The sequence below is a fragment of the Aeromonas sp. QDB54 genome, from assembly GCF_027707385.1.
Classification (GTDB): domain Bacteria; phylum Pseudomonadota; class Gammaproteobacteria; order Enterobacterales; family Aeromonadaceae; genus Aeromonas; species Aeromonas hydrophila.
Genome location: NZ_JAPCIT010000065.1, coordinates 1 through 2,140, shown reverse-complemented (window position 1 = coordinate 2,140; position 2,140 = coordinate 1). Strand labels below are relative to the sequence as shown.

Genomic DNA, 2,140 nt, shown 5'->3' with positions numbered 1-2,140 from the left:
CGCTTAAAAATAATAAAAGCAGACTTGACCTGATAGTTTGGCTGTGAGCAATTATGTGCTTAGTGCATCTAACGCCGGAGTTAAGCCGCCGCGCGTAGCGCGGTCGGCTTGAACGAATTGTTAGACATCATTTACCAACTGACTTGATGATCTCGCCTTTCACAAAGCGAATAAATTCTTCCAAGTGATCTGCGCGTGAGGCCAAGTGATCTTCTTTTTGTCCCAGATAAGCTTGCTTAGCTTCAAGTAAGACGGGCTGATACTGGGCAGGTAGGCGTTTTATTGCCCAGTCGGCAGCGACATCCTTCGGCGCGATTTTGCCGGTTATTGCGCTGTACCAAATGCGGGACAACGTAAGCACTACATTTCGCTCATCGCCGGCCCAGTCGGGCTGCGAGTTCCATAGCTTCAAGGTTTCCCTCAGCGCCTCGAATAGATCCTGTTCAGGAACCGGGTCAAAGAATTCCTCCGCTGCCGGACCTACCAAGGCAACGCTATGTTCTCTTGCTTTTGTAAGCAGGATAGCTAGATCAATGTCGATCATGGCTGGCTCGAAGATACCCGCAAGAATGTCATTGCGCTGCCATTCTCCAAATTGCAGCTCGCGCTTAGCCGGATAACGCCACGGGATGATGTCGTCATGCACGACAAGGGTGACTTCTATAGCGCGGAGCGTCTCGCTCTCGCCAGGGAAAGCCGAAGCCTCCATAAGATCATTGAGCAATGCTCGCCGCGTCGTTTCATCAAGCTTTACGGCCACAGTAACCAACAAATCAATATCGCTGTATGGCTTCAGGCCGCCATCCACTGCGGAGCCGTACAAATGCACGGCCAGCAACGTTGATTCCAGATGGCGCTCAATGACGCTTAGCACCTCTGATAGTTGGTTCGAAATTTCGATGGTCACCGCTTCCCTCATGATGTCTAACGGGCGAGGTAAGCCGACCGCAGAATGCGGGTCGGCTTGACCGAAATGTTAGAACCAGAAGCCAAAACGGATAACTTGAATTTGGCGACGGGCGCTAACCGTGAAAAAACGCTGCGCCACCGAGGCGGCACAGCACTGCAAAAACGATAGCTGCTTGCGCTTGCTACGCAAGGGCTAGAGGCCAAAAAGACTGAAAACCTGCGCAGCCCATGCAGGCGAAGCCCGGAAAAAAGGCAAAACAGGCACTGAATAACGCCTGAAAAGCTAAATGCCGTTTGAATAAACATGAGCTAAATAAAGCTGGGTTTCAGTGGTGCTAACGTTGGACGTAACGAGAGCCGGAGCGCAGCGGAGGGAACCAAAATGCGCAGCATTTTGGCGTCCCGTTGACGGAATGGTTAGCCGTTTCGACGCGCATAAACGGAGTGGGTGTACGGAATTACAGCTTGAATGGTTTCGGTTGAGACAAGCTCGAATTCTGTTTCGTTGAGCATTGGGAAGAAGGCGTCACCCTCGAAGGTTTGATGTACCTCAGATAGAAACACGCCGTGGGCGTGAGGTAGTGCCAGAGTGTATATCTCAGCTCCGCCCGCGACGTAGAGTTCATTGCCGAGTTCGGATGCCAAAGCGATAGCGTGCGACAGCGTTGAAACAACTACGCAGCCAGTGGCGCGGTAGTTAGCTTGGCGTGAGATTACCAATGTGTGACGGTTCGGTAGAGGCTTGCCGATAGACTCAAAGGTCTTTCGCCCCATGACAACGACTTTTCCCTCAGTGAGTCTGCGAAAAATCTTCTGCTCACCCGGAATTTTCCAGGGGATATTAGGACCATTGCCAATAACCCGATTGGCTCCCATCGCAGCAACGAGATAAATGCGTACTGATTCCGAGTTCATATGGCTAACTTTGTTTTAGGGCGACTGCCCTGCTGCGTAACATCGTTGCTGCTCCATAACATCAAACATCGACCCACGGCGTAACGCGCTTGCTGCTTGGATGCCCGAGGCATAGACTGTACAAAAAAACAGTCATAACAAGCCATGAAAACCGCCACTGCGCCGTTACCACCGCTGCGTTCGGTCAAGGTTCTGGACCAGTTGCGTGAGCGCATACGCTACTTGCATTACAGCTTACCAACCGAACAGGCTTATGTCCACTGGGTTCGTGCCTTCATCCGTTTCCACGGTGTGCGTCACCCGGCAACCTTGGGCA

The 2,140-nt window shown here is 52.0% G+C and carries 4 protein-coding genes; 1 reads left to right on the top strand and 3 read right to left on the bottom strand.

Annotated features, from left to right (window positions below; translation table 11 throughout):
- Nucleotides 1–127: 127 nt before the first annotated feature.
- The 3 genes from PG881_RS23770 to dfrA12 all read right to left on the bottom strand — a co-directional run bounded on the left by PG881_RS23770 (nt 128) and on the right by dfrA12 (nt 1,824).
- On the bottom strand, nt 128–919 hold the full coding sequence (locus PG881_RS23770; protein ID WP_001206356.1) for an ANT(3'')-Ia family aminoglycoside nucleotidyltransferase AadA2: 792 nt from the start codon (nt 917–919) through the stop codon (nt 128–130).
- Between the two features lie 5 nt (nt 920–924).
- A complete protein-coding gene (locus PG881_RS23765; protein WP_001336345.1) occupies nt 925–1,215 on the bottom strand; it encodes a DUF1010 domain-containing protein in 291 nt (96 codons plus the stop codon).
- Nucleotides 1,216–1,326: 111 nt separating this feature from the next.
- A complete protein-coding gene (dfrA12, locus tag PG881_RS23760; RefSeq protein ID WP_001083725.1) occupies nt 1,327–1,824 on the bottom strand; it encodes a trimethoprim-resistant dihydrofolate reductase DfrA12 in 498 nt (165 codons plus the stop codon).
- Nucleotides 1,825–1,968: 144 nt separating this feature from the next.
- On the opposite strand from dfrA12, the gene PG881_RS23755 reads away from it, so the two are divergent.
- On the top strand, nt 1,969–2,140 hold a 172-nt coding region (locus PG881_RS23755; RefSeq protein ID WP_173603309.1), incomplete at its 3' end, for a phage integrase N-terminal SAM-like domain-containing protein.

What these genes read in the sequence shown, in the direction of transcription:
- PG881_RS23770 (WP_001206356.1), bottom strand. Translation starts at nt 919, where the DNA reads ATGAGGGAAGCGGTGACCATCGAAATTTCGAACCAACTATCAGAGGTG.
- PG881_RS23765 (WP_001336345.1), bottom strand. Translation starts at nt 1,215, where the DNA reads ATGTTTATTCAAACGGCATTTAGCTTTTCAGGCGTTATTCAGTGCCTG.
- dfrA12 (WP_001083725.1), bottom strand. Translation starts at nt 1,824, where the DNA reads ATGAACTCGGAATCAGTACGCATTTATCTCGTTGCTGCGATGGGAGCC.